This window comes from Azotobacter tropicalis, assembly GCF_059739045.1.
Genome location: NZ_AP046060.1, coordinates 95924 through 112452, shown reverse-complemented (window position 1 = coordinate 112452; position 16529 = coordinate 95924). Strand labels below are relative to the sequence as shown.

General features: G+C 63.9%; 10 protein-coding genes and 4 pseudogenes. 5 read left to right on the top strand and 9 right to left on the bottom strand.

Translation table 11 applies throughout. The features are described from left to right. Positions 1-56: 56 nt before the first annotated feature. From Atro_RS22490 to Atro_RS22480, 3 genes are all read right to left on the bottom strand, one after another. On the bottom strand, positions 57-3230 hold the full coding sequence (locus tag Atro_RS22490) for an efflux RND transporter permease subunit (protein ID WP_497927952.1): 3174 nt from the start codon (positions 3228-3230) through the stop codon (positions 57-59). Continuing rightward, the gene (locus Atro_RS22485; protein ID WP_497927951.1) at positions 3227-4465 is read right to left on the bottom strand and encodes an efflux RND transporter periplasmic adaptor subunit; all 1239 of its coding nucleotides are present in this window, start codon (positions 4463-4465) and stop codon (positions 3227-3229) included. The genes Atro_RS22490 and Atro_RS22485 overlap by 4 nt, the downstream gene beginning before the upstream one ends. Positions 4466-4552: 87 nt before the next feature. Further along, positions 4553-5497 (bottom strand): LysR family transcriptional regulator, encoded by a 945-nt coding sequence (locus Atro_RS22480; RefSeq protein ID WP_497927950.1) that lies wholly within the window; start codon positions 5495-5497, stop codon positions 4553-4555. Positions 5498-5628: 131 nt separating this feature from the next. On the opposite strand from Atro_RS22480, the gene Atro_RS22475 reads away from it, so the two are divergent. From Atro_RS22475 to Atro_RS22455, 5 genes and pseudogenes are all read left to right on the top strand, one after another. Next, positions 5629-6771 (top strand): RNA-guided endonuclease InsQ/TnpB family protein, encoded by a 1143-nt coding sequence (locus Atro_RS22475; protein WP_497927949.1) that lies wholly within the window; start codon positions 5629-5631, stop codon positions 6769-6771. Between the two features lie 221 nt (positions 6772-6992). Then, complete coding sequence (locus tag Atro_RS22470; protein WP_497927948.1) at positions 6993-8015, top strand: zinc-dependent alcohol dehydrogenase family protein; 1023 nt, start codon at positions 6993-6995, stop codon at positions 8013-8015. Positions 8016-8085: 70 nt separating this feature from the next. Then, positions 8086-8755: pseudogene (locus Atro_RS22465) on the top strand (RNA-guided endonuclease InsQ/TnpB family protein); the annotation flags it as partial. Next, a pseudogene (locus tag Atro_RS22460) lies at positions 8712-10258 on the top strand (ATP-binding protein). The pseudogenes Atro_RS22465 and Atro_RS22460, both read left to right, overlap by 44 nt. A gap of 73 nt (positions 10259-10331) precedes the next feature. Next, the gene (locus Atro_RS22455; RefSeq protein ID WP_497927947.1) at positions 10332-11147 is read left to right on the top strand and encodes an IS5 family transposase; all 816 of its coding nucleotides are present in this window, start codon (positions 10332-10334) and stop codon (positions 11145-11147) included. A gap of 690 nt (positions 11148-11837) precedes the next feature. On the opposite strand, the gene Atro_RS22450 is transcribed toward Atro_RS22455, so the two are convergent. The 6 genes and pseudogenes from Atro_RS22450 to Atro_RS22425 all read right to left on the bottom strand — a co-directional run. Next, on the bottom strand, positions 11838-12794 hold the full coding sequence (locus Atro_RS22450; protein WP_497927946.1) for a quinone oxidoreductase family protein: 957 nt from the start codon (positions 12792-12794) through the stop codon (positions 11838-11840). A gap of 90 nt (positions 12795-12884) precedes the next feature. After that, positions 12885-13613, bottom strand: coding sequence for a pirin family protein (locus Atro_RS22445; protein WP_497927945.1), 729 nt, complete (start codon positions 13611-13613; stop codon positions 12885-12887). 48 nt (positions 13614-13661) lie between these two features. Beyond that, on the bottom strand, positions 13662-14090 hold the full coding sequence (locus tag Atro_RS22440; protein ID WP_497927944.1) for a DoxX family protein: 429 nt from the start codon (positions 14088-14090) through the stop codon (positions 13662-13664). A gap of 371 nt (positions 14091-14461) precedes the next feature. Next, positions 14462-14660, bottom strand: a pseudogene (locus Atro_RS22435) (tyrosine-type recombinase/integrase); the annotation flags it as partial. Positions 14661-14673: 13 nt separating this feature from the next. Next, entirely contained in the window at positions 14674-15948 is a 1275-nt protein-coding gene (locus tag Atro_RS22430; protein ID WP_497928017.1) for an ATP-binding protein, read from the bottom strand. 318 nt (positions 15949-16266) lie between these two features. Then, positions 16267-16518 (bottom strand): annotated as a pseudogene (locus tag Atro_RS22425) (tyrosine-type recombinase/integrase); the annotation flags it as partial. Between the last annotated feature and the right edge of the window lie 11 nt (positions 16519-16529).

Sequence of the window (16529 nt, the reverse complement as noted above, 5' to 3'; positions counted from 1 at the left end):
GACTTTCTTGGATTGTGATTGAGAATCGGACTCCAGACTGACGGCGCGCTATAGTTTCACTCCCGCGCTACAAGTGTCTGCCGGCTCCCCCGAGTCTCGCGTCGTTCGACAAAAGCCCGTACTAACACAAAGAATACCGGGGTCAACAGCAGGCCGAAGAGCGTCACTCCGATCATCCCGGAGAACACTGCCACCCCCATGGCATGGCGCATCTCGGCACCGGCCCCGGAGGACAGCACCAGCGGCACTACGCCCATGATGAAGGCGATGGAGGTCATCAGGATTGGCCGCAGACGCAGGCGGCAAGCCTCCAGTACGGCAGCGATACGGTCCCGGCCCTCCGCCTGCTGGTCCTTGGCAAATTCGACGATGAGGATGGCGTTCTTGCAGGCCAGCCCTACCAGCACGATCAGGCCGATCTGGGTAAAGACGTTGTTGTCTCCGCCCGCGATCTTGACTCCGACAATGGCCGACAGGAGGGTCATGGGCACGATCAGGATCACCGCCAGCGGCAGGCCCCAGCTCTCGTACTGGGCGGCCAGTACCAGGAACGCCAGCAGCACGCAGAGCGGGAAGACGAAGATGGCGGTATTGCCGGCAAGGATCTGCTGGTAGGTCAACTCGGTCCACTCGAACGTCATGCCGCCCGGCAATTCCTCGCGCAGCAGCCGCTCCATCGCAGCCTCGGCTTGGCCGGAGCTATAGCCGGGGGCGGCGGCGCCGTTGATCTCGGCGGTGAGGAAGCCGTTGTAGTGCATCACTCTATCGGGACCGGCGCTGCCTTCGATTCTGACGAAGGTCGACAGCGGCACCATCTCGCCACGGTTATTGCGCACCTTGAGCTGGCCGATCTGTGCCGGCTCCAGGCGAAACTGCTGCTCGGCCTGGACATTGACTTGATAGGTGCGGCCAAAGCGGTTGAAGTCGTTGGCGTACAGCGAACCCAGATACACCTGCAAGGTGTCGAAAATATCGCTGATGGCCACGCCATGGGTCTTGGCCTTTTCCCGGTCAATGTCGGCGTCGACCTGCGGCACGTTCACCTGGTAGCTGGTGAACAGGCCGGCCAGCTCTGGCACCGTGCGGCTCTTGGCGATCACGTTCTGTACCTGCCGATACAGCTCCTCGTAGCCGAGGCCGCCACGGTCCTGGATCTGCACACGGAAGCCGCCAATGGTGCCGAGGCCCTGCACCGGCGGCGGCGGGAAGATAGCGATGTAGGCGTCCTGGATTTCGGCGAACTGGCGATTCAGCTCGTCAGCGATGGCATCCGCCGACAGCGACGGATCCTTGCGTTCCTCAAAGGATTTGAGGGGAGTGAAGACGATGCCGCTGTTCGGACTGTTGGTGAAGCCATTGATCGATAGGCCGGGGAAGGCCACGGTGTCGGCCACCCCCGGATGCCGGCCGGCGATCTCCGACATACGCTGGATCACCGCATCTGTACGGTCGAGGGTGGCGGCGTCCGGTAACTGGGCGAAGGCAACCAGGTACTGCTTATCCTGCGGCGGTACGAAGCCTGTCGGGGTACTGGAAAAACCCAGCCAAGTCAGGCCCATCAGTCCGCCGTAGACCAGCAGGGCGATGGCACTGCCTCGCAGCACGTGGCGCACGGTACCGACATAGCCGTGACTAGCACGCTCGAACAGGCGGTTGAAGGGGCCGAACAGCCAGCCGCCGAGCAGTTTGTCGAGCACGTGGGAGAAGCGATCCTTGGGCGCGTGGTGGTCCTTGAGCAGCACGGCGGCCAGGGCTGGCGACAGGGTCAGCGAGTTGAATGCCGAGATTACTGTAGAAATGGCGATGGTCAGGGCGAACTGCTGGTAGAACTGCCCGGTCAGGCCAGAGATGAATGCCGTCGGCACGAACACCGCACAAAGCACCAAAGCAGTGGCGATGATGGGGCCGGTCACCTCCTGCATGGCCTGGCGGGTCGCCTCCAGAGGAGGCTTGCCGAGGGCAATGTTGCGCTCGACGTTCTCCACCACCACGATCGCATCGTCCACCACGATGCCGATGGCCAGCACCAGGCCGAACAGCGACAGGGCGTTGAGCGAGAAGCCGAACAGGTGCATCACTGCGAAGGTGCCGATCAGCGACACCGGCACCGCCGCCAGAGGAATGATCGAGGCGCGCCAAGTCTGTAGGAACAGGATCACCACCAGCACCACCAGGACGATCGCCTCGAACAGAGTATGCACTACCGCCTCGATGGAGCCGCGTACGAACACGGTCGGGTCGTAGACGATGGAGTAGTCGACGCCCTGCGGAAAGCTCTGCTTCAGCTCGGCCATGCGCGCACGCACCGCATCGGAAATTTCGATGGCATTGGAGCCGGGTCGCTGGAAGACCGGCATGGCCACGGCCGGCCGGTTGTTCAGTTGCGAGCGCAGGGCGTACTGGCTGGAGCCCAGCTCGATGCGGGCGATGTCCTTCAGGCGGGTAATCTCACCATCTTCACCCGTACTGACAATGATGTTTTCGAACTCCTCCTCACTGACCAAGCGGCCCTGGGTGTTGATCGACAGTTGGAAGCCGGTATCGCCCGGTGCAGGCGGTGCGCCGAGGGAGCCGGCGGCGACCTGGCGGTTCTGCTCGCGGATGGCGTTGACCACATCCATGGCGGTGAGGCCGCGCGAGGCCACCCGGTGCGGGTCGAGCCAGACGCGTAGGGAGTAGTTGCCGAGGCCGAACAGTTGCACGTCGCCCACACCATCAAGGCGCGCCAGCTCGTCCTTGACGTTGAGCGCGGCGTAGTTGGACAGGTAGAGCATGTCGTAGCGTTCGTCCGGCGAAGTCAGGTGAACCACCATGGTCAGGTCCGGCGAGGCCTTGTCGACGGTCACGCCGAGGCGCTGCACCTCGGTGGGTAGGGTCGGCATGGTGCGGGTCACGCGGTTCTGCACCTGCACTTGAGCGTTGTCCAGATCGGTGCCTAGAGCGAAAGTGATGGTCAGGGTCAGCTTGCCGTCGGAGGTTGCCTGGGACGACATGTAGAGCATTCCCTCGACGCCGACGATGGCCTGCTCCAGCGGCGAGGCGACCGTTTCGCCGATCACCTTGGGGTTGGCGCCCGGGAAGTTGGCGCGCACCACCACAGTGGGCGGCACCACTTCCGGGTATTCGCTGATCGGTAACTGGAACAGTGCAATGGCGCCGCCGATCAGGGTCAGCAGCGAGAGCACGGCGGCGAAGATCGGCCGGTGGATGAAGAATTGCGAGAAGTTCATGGGCGTCCGTCCTTGACTGCAATCGTTCGACTTGCCACACGGGATGCGGCATCGCCCTCTACCGCCTGGCGCTGGCGGTCCAGGGCTGCCAAGGTATCGGCATCGGCCATGGGTACGTCCTGCGCTTCCACGGTGACGCCGGGCAGGGCGCGCTGCAGGCCGTTGACCACGATCCGCTCGCCTTTGGCCAGGCCATGGCGGACGATACGCAGGCCTTCCAGCTTCGGCCCCAGCTCGACAGCACGGTAGCTCAGGGTGTTGTCCTCGCCGAGGACCAAGACGAATTTCTTGCCCAGATCGGTGCCGATCGCAGTGTCCTGGATCAGGGCGGCGGCGTAGGTGTCGCTGCCGACCAGTCGGATGCGTGCATACAGACCGGGCGTGAAGCGGCCATCGGCATTCTCGAACACCGCACGGCCGCGGATAGTACCAGTGCGCGGATTGACCTGGTTGTCGAGAAAGTCCAACCGGCCCAGGTACGGGTGACCACTCTCGCCGGTCAGGCCAAGGTACACCGGTGCGGCGGCGCGAGCATCGTCGCCGTTGCGCCGAGCTCGCTCGGCGTATTTGAGAAAGATGCGCTCATCGGCATCGAAATAAGCGTAGATACGGTCAGTGGATACCACCGTGGTCAGCAGGGCCTGCCCGGCGTTGACCAGGTTGCCGACGGTGATCTCGGCGCGACCGACGCGGCCGTCGATAGGCGCGACGACCCGGGTGAAGCCGAGGTCCAGACGAGCGTTGTCCAACTGTGCCTGGATCGCGGCGAGCGCCGCGCGAGCCTCTTGGGCGGCGCTGGCTCGAGCATCGGCCAGCTCGGTGGAGATGGCCTTGCTGGCACGAAGGCGCTCGCCGCGCTGGGCCTCCTTAGCAGCGCGGGCAAGGGTGGTACGGGCCTGCTGCAGTTCGGCTTCCAGACGCTTGACCTCAGCTTCGAAGGGACGCGGGTCAATCTGGAACAGCAGTTCGCCTTTCTTCACCAAACCACCTTCGGTGAAGGCTACCCGGTCAATGTAACCGGATACCCGCGGGCGAACCGCCACCGACTCCGGCGCCTCGAGGCGCCCCGAGAGCTCGTCCCATTCGTTGATCGGCTGTTCGATGACCTCCGCGACGCTGACCTTGACAGGTGGCGCCGACAGAGCAGTTTCCGGGGCTTTACGGCAAGCGTTCAAGGCCAAGAGAGTGATGATGGCCAGAGCGAGATGCCAAGGCCGGGATGGGAACGGTTCCATGTATGATTCCGCCGGTCGTATGTATGAGTGTGCGGAGTCTGGGACGCGTGTCCGGCGGCGACGAATCGAATGTCGCGAAGTTGATTATCAGTCGGAGTGATAGGGCGGGTCTGTCTGGGCCAGGCTGTCCGGATCGCCGCAGAACATCTGGATGCGCGAGCGCAGCCAGCGCTCGGCCGGGTCGTTATCCTGAGCGCCCCGCCAGACCATGTGCAACTCGAAGGCGGGCGTCGCCAGGGGCAGCGCCTCGGCACGCAGACCGCCGACAGCGGTCAGGGCTGCGGCGGTGTAGTCAGGCACACTGGCGACGATGTCGGTGCCGGCGAGCAGAGTGCCCAGACCGTTGAACTGGGGAACGGCCAGCACCACGCGGCGCGTACGGCCCAGTTTGGCCAACTCGTCGTCGATGAAACCGCAAAGGTCGCCGGCGAAGGACACCAGCGCATGGGGCCGCGCGCAGTAGTCATCCAGGCTCAGCGCACCGGGGATGGCATCGGCCCGCAGCAAGCGCGGCATGCTCCGGCGCAGCACTCGACGTTTGGCATTGGCCGGCAGCGCCTCCGTGTAGCCGACACCCACCGAGATCTCGCCCGAAGCCAGTAACTGCGGCATCAGCAGGTAGTTGGCACGGCGCACCACCAGAGTGATGCTAGGTGCCTCGGCGCGCAGGCGGCGCAATAGCGGTGGCAGCAAGGCGAACTCCACATCATCGGAGAGGCCGATGCGGAACACGGTCGTACTGGTCGCCGGAGCGAAGTCGGCCGCCCGGCTGACGGCAGTGGAGATCGAGTCGAGAGCAGGGGAGAGCAGGGCGAAGATTTCCACGGCCCGGGTGGTCGGCTCCATGTTGCGGCCGGTACGGACGAAGAGCGGATCGTCGAACAAGTTGCGCAGGCGGGCCAGGGCTGCACTGATCGCCGGTTGGCCGAGAAAAAGCTTCTCCGCCGTGCGGGTCACACTGCGCTCGTGCATCAGCGTCTCGAAGACGATCAACAGGTTCAGATCGAGGCGACGCAGATCATTACGGTTCATCTGATTTTGCACGGGAAACCCCGGACTTCTAGTCCGGGGAGGGATAGCACGGCGCTCGCAGAGCGCCCCTGTTCCCGCTTCCTCCGTTTCGGTGTGGCCATCTTCACATTGCGGATGGCAACATGTGATGCATGCACCGTGCGTACAAATACCGTTTCTACCCGACACCCGAGCAGGCGCAATTGCTGGCTCAGACGTTCGGCTGTACGCGCTTTGTCTATAACCATGTCCTGCGCTGGCGAACCGATGCATTCTTCCAGCGGCAGGAGAAGGTCGGGTATCTGGAAGCCAATGCGGAACTCACCAGGCTCAAGCGCTCCGGCGAGTTGCCATGGCTGAACGAGGTGTCGTGCGTCCCGCTGCAGCAATGCCTTCGCCATCAGCAGACTGCGTTCAGGAACTTCTTTGCGGGCCGCACGAAGTACCCGGCATTCAAAAGCAAGAAGCATCGCCAGTCCGCCGAGTTCACCCGGTCGGCGTTCAGCTACCGGGACGGCAAGCTGTACCTGGCCAAGTCCAGGACGCCGCTGGATATCCGCTGGAGCCGGCCGCTGCCTGGCGAGCCGTCCACCGTCACCGTTTCCAAAGACTCTGCAGGCCGGTACTTCGTGTCCTGCCTGTGCAAGTTCGAACCTGAGGCCTTGCCCGTCACGCCGCAGATGATCGGCATCGACCTGGGCCTGAAAGACCTGTTCGTCACCAGCGAGGGCGAACGCATCGGCAATCCCCGCCATACGGCCAGATACGCCACCCGGTTGGCCCTGGCGCAGCGTCGGCTGAGCAGGAAGAAGCTCGGCTCGAAGAACCGCGCCAAGGCCCGGCTGAAGGTGGCCCGTATTCACGCCAGAATCTCCGATTGCCGCATGGACCGCTTGCACAAGCTGTCCCGCAGACTGATCAACGAGAACCAAGTGGTCTGCGTCGAATCCCTCGCCGTGAAGAACCTGATCCGCAACCCGAAGCTGAGCAAAGCCATCGCCGATGCCGGTTGGGGCGAGTTCGCTCGCCAGCTGGAATACAAGGGTGGCTGGGCTGGAAGGCAGGTGGTCGGCATCGACCGCTGGTATCCCAGCTCAAAGCGTTGCTCGTGTTGCGGGCATATCCTTGAGCGACTGCCTCTGCAGGTTCGCTCCTGGATCTGCCCGGGGTGTGGAGCCGAACACGACCGCGACGTGAATGCCGCGATCAACATTAAAGCCGCTGGGCTGGCGGTGTTAGCCCTTGGAGAGAATGTAAGTGGCATTGGTCAAGTACCGCTGTCCGGTTCTCGGTGAATTGGGAATCCCCTTCCTTCAGGAGGGGGAGCAGTCAATCGTTTTGTCCGTTGGCTGGGGCAAAGGTGCAGGCCGGACCGCTACACGTCAAGGGTGGGGCCCGCCGGCACGGGAAGGCTGTGAATCAGCGGCGTGCATGTCGACTATCAAGGCGGGGTAGGTGGAGTTGCCTGGCCAGCCCGGCTAGAGTCGGGAGTGATGACTTCGAGATGAGGTAGGCGATGTCCCGCATGATCCGTTTCCACGCGTTCGGCGATGCCGACGTGCTGCGTCTGGAGGAGTTGCCGACCCCACGGCCGGGACCGGGCGAAGTGCTGGTGCAGGTGGAGGCGTTGGGCCTTGGCTGGCAGGACGTGCTGTGGCGGCAGAACCTCGCTCCGGAACGGGCGCGACTGCCGGCCGGCCTGGGTTATGAACTGGCCGGGCGCGTGGCGGCAATGGGCGAGGGCGTTGTCGATCTTGCGCTGGGCATGCCGGTCGCCAGTTTCCCGGCACACTCGCCGAACCGTTATCCGGCCTGTGGCGACTTGGTACTGATGCCCCGCACCAGCCTGACGGTCTATCCCGAGGTACTCTCGGCACGAGAGGCAGCGGTGCACTACACACCTTACCTCTATGCCTACTTCGCCTTGGTCGGCCTGGCCCGGCTGCGCCCCGGCCAAAGGCTGCTGGTCACCGAGGCCGGACACTGCCTGGCGCCACAGGCAGTGCAACTGGCCAAGGCCCTTGGTGCCGAGGTGATCGCCGCCACCAGTCAGTCAGCGAGCCGGGAGTTCATCCGCCGGATGGGGGCCGATAAGGTCATCGTCACCGAGGAGCAGGATCTGGTGATGGAAGTGCAGCGCCATACGTGTGGTACGGGTGTCGAGGTGGTGCTGGATCAGTGTGGCGGGCCGCAGATGAAGCTGCTCGGTGATCTGGCCGCGCTGCGCGGCAAACTGATTCTCTATGGGCTCAATGGTGGCAACGATGCGAGCTTCCCGGCCTGCGCAGCCTTCCAGAAGCACCTGCAGTTCTTCCGCCACTGCATCCTGGATTTCACCGGCCATCCGGAGCTGGGCATAGAGCCTGACCGTGAGGCCGTCCGGACAGCATTGCAGCAGATCGACGAGCTGACTACACAGGGATTGCTGTGGCCGCCCATCGACCGGGTTTTCGCCTTCGAGGAGTTCGTTGCAGCAAATCGCTATCTGGAAAGCGGTCCTGATCGTGGGCGTGTGGTGCTCGAGTTGCCAGTTGGGTGATTGGGCATACCGGCAAGTTCTGCAACGATCAAGGGAGTACTGTCATGTTGTTGGCAGGTTGACCCAGTGGAATGGCACGTTCCATGCCCCGCTCAACAGCTTCAAGCGGTACGAGACAACCTTGCGCAAGGCGCAACAGGCGGTGAGCGGCAAGACCAGGTTCAGCCATAACTGGAAGAAGGCGAAAGCCCGCGTCCAGTGCATTCATTCTCGAATTGGCAACGCCCGCCGCGACTACCTGCACAAGACCTCGACCACGATCAGCCAAACCACGCGATGGTGCGCATCGAGGACTTACAGGTGGGGAATATGTCCTGGTCAGCCAAGGGCAGCGCCGAGCAGCCGGGAAAGCAGGTCAGGGCCAAATCCGGCCTGAACAAGGCCATTCTCGACCAGGGCTGGTTCGAGTTCCGCCGCCAGTTGGACTACAAGCTGACATGGAACGGCGGCTGGCTCATCGTCGTGCCGCCGCAGAACACGAGCCGGATTTGTCCAGCCTGCAAGCATGTGTCGCGGACAGCCGGCAGACGCAAGCCAGGTCTGCGTGTGTGGAATGTGGTTTCGAGGACAACGCCGATCTGGTCGGCGCGATCAATGTGCTAAGGGCGGGATATACCCAGTTCGCCTGTGAAGCGAACGGAGTTTCGCCCGCTTCCATAGGCTACAATCGCCGCATCCTCCTCAAAGTTTCCCACCATGTCTCGCAAGAAGCTGCCCATCGGTATTCAGACCTTTCGTGAGATCCGCGAGGATGGCTGCTACTACGTCGACAAGACCGCATTTGCGCTGCAGTTGATCGAGGAAGGCAAGTACTACTTCCTGTCGCGACCGCGACGTTTTGGCAAGAGCCTATTCATCGACACCCTGGCCGAGCTGTTCGCCGGCAATGAGACGCTGTTTCGCGGGTTGGCGGCGCATGGTCAGTGGGACTGGAGCCGGCGTTATCCGGTGATTCGCATCAGCTTTGCTGATGGAGTGCTGGATGATCGCCAAGCCTTGGATGAGCGCATTGGTGAAATCCTGGCCGACAACGAGCGGGTACTGGATGTCCGTGGTGAGCACACCAGCATCGCCGGACGCTTTGGCGAATTGATTCGGCTGGCGGCAGAGAGGCATGGTGAGCGGGTGGTAGTACTGATCGACGAGTACGACAAGCCGATTCTTGACAGCCTAACTCGACCTGACATGGCCCGCGAAGTACGCAACGGGCTGCGCAATCTCTACTCGGTGATCAAGGGACATGATGCCCACATCCGCTTCGCCATGCTCACTGGAGTGTCGAAGTTCAGCAAGGTCAGTTTGTTCTCCGGGCTCAACAACCTCAACGACATCACTCTGGACGGGCGCTACTCGGCGATCTGCGGCTATACCGACGAGGACGTCGATACGGTGTTCGCACCGGAGCTGCCTGGGCTGGATCGTAACGAGATTCGCCAGTGGTACAACGGTTATAACTGGGCGGGCACGTCCGTGTACAACCCGTTCGATCTGCTATTGCTATTCCAGAAGCGCGAGTTTCGTCCGTACTGGTTCGAGACGGGCACGCCAACCTTCCTAATCGATCTGCTTACCCGGCGCCAGGCCTGGCTGCCGGAGCTGGGGCAGCTGGAAACCGATGCCGAGCTGTTGTCGACCTTCGAAGTGGACAACATCGCCACCGAGGCGCTGATGTTTCAGGCGGGGTATCTGACCATCGACGAAGAGATAACCTCGATGGCAACTGGTTCTACCGCCTGCGCTATCCAAATCGCGAGGTGTTCCAGAGTTTGCACGCCAGCCTGCTGAACGCCTGGACACCGCAGGGGCAGCCGGTCACTCGTCAGCGCATGTCGCTCTACCGTCTGCTGCTGGCCAATGACTTCAGCGGATTGCAGGCGCTGTTCACCGCCTTCTTCGCTGGCATCCCTCACGACTGGTACCGCAATAATCCCATTGCCCAGTACGAGGGCTACTACGCCAGCGTGTTCTACAGCCATTTCGCTGCGCTAGGGCTGGATGTGCGCCTGGAAGATGCAACCAGCCACGGGCGCATCGACATGGCAGTGCTGTTCAACGGCCAAGTCTACTTGTTCGAGTTCAAGGTGGTGGAGCTGGTGCCCGAAGGCAAGGCACTGCAGCAGATCCGCGAGCGCGGTTATGCCGAAAAGTATCGTGCGCGCGGCGAACCGATCCCCCTGATCGGCGTGGAGTTCAGCCGCGAGAGTCGCAGTGTGGTGGGGTTCGAGGTAGAGCGGGGCTACTGACCACTTCACGCGCGTAGACAGACCCATGGCTAGAGCCTGTTATTAACCACTGCTTTGGTTATCGTTTGCAGTTATGCAGACGACAACCCGAAAACCCTACCCCACCGATGTCAGCGATGAGGAGTGGGCCTTCGTGGCGCCCTATCTGGCGCTGATGCCCGAATCCTCCGCCCATCGCGTCCACAGCCTGCGCGAGGTCTTCAATGCCCTGCGCTACATCGTCCGCGGCGGCCTGCTCTGGCGGCAGATGCCGCATGATCTGCCGCCGTGGCAGGTGGTGTATCAGCAGACCCGACGCTGGATCGAGGCCGGCGTCTTCGAGGAACTGCTGCATGATGTGCGCGAGTTGATCCGGCTGGCGGACAAGCGCAAGGCTCAGCCCAGCGCCGTGATCCTCGACAGCCGCACCCTGCAGTCGACGCCGGAAAGCGGCGCACGGGCCGGCTATGACGGGGCCAAACGCCGCAAGGGCTCGAAGGTGCATATGGCCGTGGATACGCTGGGGCAGTTGCTCGCCCTGCGGGTGACGCCCGCCAACGAACAGGACCGCGCCCAGGTGGCCGCCCTCGCCGAGCAGGTGCAGCGGGTGACCGGTGAGGCGGTGGAGGTTGCCTTCGCCGACCAGGGCTACAGCGGCGAGTCGGCGGCCCGACAGGCAGAGGCGCATGGCATCCAGCTGGAAGTGATCAAGCACACGGAAGCGAAGAAGGGCTTCATCCTGCTGCCTCGGCGCTGGGTGGTCGAGCGCAGCTTCGGCTGGATGGCCCGCTTTCGAAGACTGAGTCGGGATTACGAGCGCCTGGCCTCGACGCTGGCGGGCTTTCACTTCATAGCCTTTGTTTGCCTGATGTTGCCGACTGCTCTCAAGGCCTTGGCAGCACCCGGCTGATCAAGAAACGAACGGGTTAATAACAGGCTCTAGTCGAGCAGAAAACAGCAGGTCCGGTTAAGGCTTGCGGTACATCTGGTCCGAGCCAAGTCTACTGAGCAAGACGCTGAATCTGGGGTCGTCGCAGAAAACGGAAAAAATCGTACGCTTAGCCTCGAACCGTCAGGTTGAGACCATAGCTCCAGATGCAGTTGCGTCAGGAAACATCAAAATGAGCCCTAACCTGACGCTGCTGGCTGGTCACGCCTGACGTCCGGTTGAGGTGTAATCCAGCCGGACACATTCGCCCATCCCCCTGGCGCGACCGCTCGGTCGGTGTGCGATAAACGAAGCGGCGAAAGGGTGTTAGGGTCCCCGCCGCTGTAACTGGCAGGACGCCAGTTGCTGCTGCCGTTGTGTGCCCCGCTGCCGCTGCCTGTCGGCCGGGGGCTTTTTATCGTTCAGGTCGCCTCCCGAGCGTTGCTGATGTGAGGCGCATGTCAGCCGGAAGGGACACAGTTCAAGGTGGCTGGTGTGAGCGGTGAGGACATCCATGGGATCGGCCCCGTCTTCCTGCATGCACGGGCGCTGGGCATTGAACCGATCAGCGTTCAGCATCGACCAAGGCCTTTACGCTCCGGTCGGCAAACGCCTGCGCCGGGCCCGCGAAGCGCCTCGCAGGTCCGGCGACGAACGCCAACCGGTTCTGGCTCAAGGAATCAGGATCACCTTCTCGCTGCGCCCTTCGTGGAGGTCGGCGTAACGCGCCGGACCCTCGGCGAGGGGGGACTCGATCAACCCCTCCGGAGCGGGCAGGGTGCCGTCGTCGAAATGCCGGCCAAAGCGCTCCAGCATCCGTGCGCATTCGGCGCAGCCGTAGAGCAGCGAGTTGATGCCCACCACCGAGCCGCCGCGGCGATACAGGTCCAGCGCGGGCAACTGCACCTGGCCGTCGACCGGCGCCGCGATAATCGCGATACGTCCGAAGGTCGCCAGCGCCGGAACCGCGGCGGCGAGCCAAAAGCCGGTGGTATCGAAGATCACCTGCGCGCCGCCCTCGAACACCTGTTCGACCTGGCTGGGCAGGGCTTCCGGACTGGTCAGCAGCAGCGCCTCAAACCCCTGGGTCTGCAGAGCCCGTCGCTGTTCCTCGCGGCGTGCTGCGCCCAGCACGTGCGCGCCCCGTACCCTGGCCAGGGCCAGGGCCGCACGGCCCACCGCGCCGGCGCCGATCACCAATAGCCGCGTGCCACGGCCCACGCCGCTACGCTCCAGGGCATCCCAGGCGGTGGTATAGGGCACACCGAGGCTGGCGGCCTGGCTGAAGCTCAGGGACGCAGGCTTGAGCGCCACGCCGTCGGCGGGCAGCTTCACGTAGGCAGCATGGGTACCGTCGTTATAGAAGCCCAGCTCCTTGCCGGTCCCCCACACCGCTTTGTCCAGCAGGGACGGCGGGCCTTGCACCACGACGCCGGCAAAGTCCCGGCCGGGAATCCGCGGCAGGGTAGTGTAGGGGAAACGTCCGAGCACGTTCTTCACGTCGCTCGGATTCAGTCCGCTGGCTCTGACCTCCACCAGCACCTCGCCGGCGGCAGGGAGCGGCGTCGGCAGGTCGAGATAACGCAGCGCAGACAGATCGCCGGTTCGGGAAAATTGCAGTGCTTTCATGAGAACTCCTTCAAGAGCGCCAGTGAGCGATGGGTGGCCGTTCCGGGGCATACCCGGCGCTGCCCCGCAGGGGCCACCGTGGGTACTTGTTCAGGGCATGCGCGGGCGTTCGTTGGGGCGCAGATCGAAGACCAGCACCTCGGCCCGTTCGCCGTCGGCGAATTCCAGGCGCTCGGCATGGCGAATGCGCAGGCCGTCGCCCGCCTCCAGACGCTGGCCGTTGACGCTCAGCGTACCGCGCGCCAGGTGCACGTAGGCGTGGCGCTGCCCGCCGAGTTCCAGAGCAGCCCGCTCCGCGCCGTCGAACAGCCCGGCGTAGACCCGGGCGTCCTGGTGGAGACGCAGCGAGCCCTGCTCGCCGTCCGGCGAGAGGATCAGCTGCAGCCGGCCGCGCTTGTCCTCGGCGGCGAAGCGCTGCTGTTGATAGCCCGGCGTCACGCCCTTGACGGCCGGGACGATCCAGATCTGCAGGAAGTGCACCGGCTCGCGGGGCGAGGCGTTGTACTCGCTGTGGGCGATGCCGGTGCCGGCGCTCATCAGCTGGATGTCGCCCGGGCGGATCACTGAGCCGTTGCCCAGGCTGTCCTGGTGCTCGAGGGCGCCGTCGAGCACGTAGGAGAGGATCTCCATGTCCCGGTGCGGATGGCGGCCGAAGCCCTGGCCGGCGGCGACGCGGTCGTCGTTGATCACCCGCAGGTCGGAGAAGCCGACCTGCTCGGGGTCGTGGTAGGCGGCGAAGGAAAAGCTGTGGCGGGATTGCAGCCAGCCGTGGTCGGCCTGGCCGCGCTCGCTGGAGCGGCGCAGTTCGTGGGTGTACATGGCGGATTCCTCGGTCGGGACGGCCCGGCCGGAGCCGGGCGGGAAGTGTCAGGCGTGGGCGGTGCGGGTGCGGCGGATGCGGTAGGCATCCAGGCTCAGGGCGCCGGCGCCGAAGACCGCCACCTGCAGCAGGCCCCCGGCGATCGCCAGGTTCTTCAGGAAGTGGATGAGCTGGTTCTGGTCGCCCAGCTGGTTATGGAAGGCCAGGGCCGTCGCCAGGGTGAAGCCGGCCATCACGGTGGCGACGAAGCGGGTGCGGTAGCCGACTAGCAGCGCCGCGGCGAAGCCCAGCTCGATCAGCAGCGCGGCCGCCAGGGCCAGGGTGGGGAAGGGCATACCGGTGCTGCCGATGTAGCCGAGGGTGGCGGCCGGGGCGGCGGCCTTGCCCAGGCCGCTGACGATGAACAGCGAGCTCAGCAGGGCGCGGCCGGCGAAGGCGCTGGCGGTGTGGGTGGCGGTCGAGGTCGAAAGGGTCATGTCCGTGTCTCCGGGTAGGTAGGGGCGCCTTGTTCAGCACCATGAGCACAGACTAGTGTCTCCTCACGATTCGATTAAGAGGCTGAAAAGCGCAATATCGTCCACTCAGAAGAGACAATTAGCCCCATCGGTAACCTGCGCCAGTTCGGCGCCGGGATGGACGGCAGAAGCTTCACCGCCGCAGCCGAGGCGCGGGACTGGGATCGTCTCGGCATTCCGAAACAATCGCCCATCGAGGGCGAGCCTGTCGGGTGGAAACCTGAGCCGAAGAGCTCCGAGGAAGACAAACGGCCTGGGGCCCTTGTCGTGCGGGTCTCACGTCTGACGTCCGGTCGAGGTGGCTCCCGACCAGGGCCAGTACGCGGCTCTGCTCAGTAGCGGGCCTTGAAGATGGGCGAATCCTCCGCCTGCAGGTGGTGGCGGTCATAGAACCGGGTGGTGTTGATGTTGGCACTGGACCTTGGCGATGTCGGCCTCGTGTTTCAGGGCGTTAGTGGCGGCAGTAGCCCGCAGGCGGCGGACGCCGAGGCCTTCGACCGCGATGCCGGCTGCCCGGGCGTAGGCCCCGACCCGCGCGAACTGTCTATGGGGAACGTTGGCGGTCTGATGGAACGGAATCCCTCTGCCACAGCCGATCCATGGGAACGGCAAAGGCATTGGGTATTTCGGCCAGCGGCAGCGTGTTGGTGCCGGTGTAGAGCAGCATTCCGCCCTGCCAGCTGTCGCCGGCCTGCTCGGCAAGTCGCGCCAGTCCCCGGCCGTCCCGGGCCTGGAGGGAGGCGGCCTTCTTGACCTCCACGCCCCAGAGGCGGTCATCCTGCTCGATGACCAGATCCACTTCGATCTGGTCTTTATCCCGGTAATGAGAGAAGCGGAGTTCGTTGTCGACCCAGCCCGACTGGCAGATCAGCTGTTGTACGACGAAGCTTTCCAGCATGCCGCCAAAAGGCTTGGTCGGTTGATGCCAGTCGGCTGTTTTGAGCCCCGTGAGGGCGCATCCCAGTCCCGAGTCGACGATGTGGATCTTGGGCGCCTTGATCAGGCGCTTGGCGGCGTTGCGGTGCCAGGCGGGCAGCGTTCGGATCAGGAAAAGGCGCTCCAGTACCGACAGGTAGCGGCCTATGGTGTCGCGCTGCAGGCCGACGTCCTGCATCAGGTTACTGATGTTGACCAGGTTACCGGTGCGCAGAGCGATCAGCTTGAGCAGGCGTAGCAACTCGTCGGAGTCGCGGAGGTTGGCGATATCCCGGACATCACGCTGAATGATGGCGTTCAGGTACTGGCGATACCACTGCTGGGCGCGCGGCTCGGTGCGGGTGTTGGGCTCGGGATAACCGCCGCGTACCACGGCTTCGGCGACGCCGGCGACCGGTGGCTGAATGCCGGTGATCGCCGGCTTGAGCGGCCCGGAAATCATGGCTTCCAGCAGCGAATAGGTGCTGTGGTGTTTTTCCTGCTCGGAAAGTGGATTGAGGTAGATCACCTCCATCCGGCCGGCCAGTGACTCCTGTACGCCCGGTAGCAGCAGCAGGTTGGCCGAGCCGGTCAGAATGAAGCGACCTGGGCGGCGATCATGGTCTACGGACAGTTTGATCGCTGGCAGCAGCTCGGGAACGCGCTGCACTTCATCAAGAATCATGGCGGCCGGCAGGCCGGCCACAAAACCCATCGGATCGTCGCGGGCGGCAGCGAGCAGGGTGGCATCGTCAAAGGAGATGTAGGTTCGATCCGGCTGCAGCCGACGTGCGAGCGTGGTCTTGCCGACCTGGCGCGGCCCGAGGATGCACACTACGGGGGTATCGGCCAAGGCATCCAGCACCTGCTGCTGCAGATAACGCGGGTGGTGTACGGTCGTCACGGGGCTACCTGTCGGAGGTGATCGATCAACAGGCCGAAGTGTAATGAGGGGCTTGGCTATCCGTCCAATTGCATGATTCATCTCCGTCCAAATTAATGGTTTGCTGTCGTCTATTTTTGTAGTTCATGCGCGTCCAGATGACTGATAAGGCCGCTTGAGCCGCCGTCTTCTTGCAGGGGGGCGGTAGGTGCCGAGATACGGCACTGAACGGTCCGTATGCCTGGGGGCAGTGTTTCCAGTCCCCGATCTGTCGGCAGGCAAGGCCATGTGCACGTCGCGCTCCGGTGTCGGACGCGAGCCTTTCCGTTGCCGAGGGGCTCAGTAGCGGACCTTGAAGGTGGGCGAATCCTCCGCCCGCAGATGCCGGCGGTCATAGAGCCGGGTGGTGCTGATGTTGGCGTGGCTCAGCCACTGCTGGACCTTGGCGATGTCGGCCTCGTGCTCGAGGGCGTTGGTGGCGGCGGTGGCGCGCAGGCCGTGGACGCCGAGGCCCTCGACCCTAATGCCGGCCGCCTTGGCATAGGCCCTGACCAGGGCATGGATACCCTCGGCGGAGATCCCGGTGCCGGTCCTGTGCGCTT